At 54.7% G+C, this 1,212-nt stretch carries 1 protein-coding gene and 1 pseudogene; both read right to left on the bottom strand.

The genetic code is table 11. From position 1 onward, the window contains the following. Positions 1-437, bottom strand: a 437-nt coding sequence (locus C457_RS20805; protein WP_083864258.1) for a hypothetical protein, incomplete at its 3' end; no start/stop codon positions are given. Between the two features lie 193 nt (positions 438-630). Continuing rightward, positions 631-1,212: pseudogene (locus C457_RS20840) on the bottom strand (transcriptional regulator); the annotation flags it as partial.

The raw sequence follows: 1,212 nt of genomic DNA, 5'->3' as shown, positions 1-1,212 counted from the left end.
TCTTCCCACGCAAACCCCCGAGTAAAGACGTCACCAGTCGCTCGAAACCGGAGAATTTGGAGTAATGCAATCTCTCGCGCTTTTGCTTGTAGCTCGTCCTCGGGAAGGTCCGCTGTCGCCCGCTTGAGGTATGCCTCGGTCGTACGCTCGACGTCGTCGCGTTCTTTCTCGGAGAGTCGCGCCTCGAGCTTCTCGAGGTCGACCCACGCACCAGACTGAACCGCGTTCGTGTTGAGCTTCGGCGCTCCCCCACCCGAGTTACCTCTCGCAAAGTCGTTTTCCTCCAGGTACTCGGTATTCTTCGGTCCACTACTCTTGCCCCCGTGAAACCCACACTTCCCATGTGGTCCGATTGCTGGTCGACCACACCGCTTTCCCGTACTCTTAGCTGTCGCGGTACATCGCCCGAACCGACCGTAATTCATCTTACTACTCATGGGGGTTCATGTGGTCCGTGTTTGTCTCTTGCCTCAAGATTCCATGGGGGGTTGTTGTCCGACCGCGATTCATAGGTTCAGAGTTCGTCGACCCTACTCTAATCATGAACGTACTGTCTCGAGAGATACCACGAGATTACGAGATACCCGAATACAACGCATATCACGAACATATTACCAAAGGTTAGTTCAATCACGAACCTGCCTCCGTGAGGGGTTGCTGTGCAATCTCCGGCCCAATAGACAGCGTCTGAACCGTCTCGTCTCGTTCTTCGGTTAGACTCGACAGTAAGGGACGTACCCAGTCTACCCAGTCGTACATCGTATGGAGACGGTCGATGTCCGGTAGCCCGTTAGGTCCGCATTGTACCCATATCTCGATTACCTCCTCGGTCAACTCATCAAGCGCTTCTAGCGTCTCAAAGAGGACGTCTCGAGTGAACGACTCGGTCAGCATGAACGATGGAAGAATCCGCTTGTGGCGTTCTTGCTCGTCTGTGAACGAAAGGTTCAGTCGGCACTGACCCTCGGTCTCGTCGACTAACCCCATTGCTACAAGTGTCGGTAAGTGGTTCCGAACCGACTGCGTCGAGATTCCCGCTTTCTCGGCTAACTCTGTCTTGCTAAGGCTCAGATTCGTCGCGAGCAACGTACTAATCATCGCCCGAACCGTGGGGGTTGCGTCCTCTAAGAGACGCTTCGACGGGAGACTCGCGAGTGAAAGCCGTACTTCGCTACTCCGAATCTCTCTCGGTGTCGCTTCTTGAGACAACCC

The organism is Haloferax prahovense DSM 18310 (genome assembly GCF_000336815.1).
Taxonomy (GTDB): Archaea; Halobacteriota; Halobacteria; order Halobacteriales; family Haloferacaceae; genus Haloferax; species Haloferax prahovense.
This window is presented reverse-complemented; position numbering and strand designations above follow the sequence as displayed.